Here is a 231-nt window from a genome sequence, read left to right on the forward strand (position 1 = left end):
GTTTCAACTGGCCGGACGAGGCGTACAACTGGCGGAGTTTTACCGATCGCATAAATACTGTGGTTACTGCGGGCATGAAATGTATCCGAGCAAAACCGAATGGGCGATGCTGTGCAGCCATTGCCGTGAGCGTTACTACCCGCAAATCGCCCCCTGCATTATTGTTGCCATCCGTCGCGATGATTCGATCCTCCTCGCCCAGCATACCCGCCATCGTAACGGTGTCCATAC

1 pseudogene is annotated in these 231 nt (G+C 54.5%); it reads left to right on the plus strand.

The window, feature by feature from the left end:
* Nucleotides 1-79: 79 nt before the first annotated feature.
* Nucleotides 80-231 (plus strand): annotated as a pseudogene (locus R2R70_RS23525) (hypothetical protein); the annotation flags it as partial.

It is taken from the genome of Cobetia sp. SIMBA_158 (genome assembly GCF_046566945.1).
GTDB lineage: Bacteria > Pseudomonadota > Gammaproteobacteria > Pseudomonadales > Halomonadaceae > Cobetia > Cobetia amphilecti.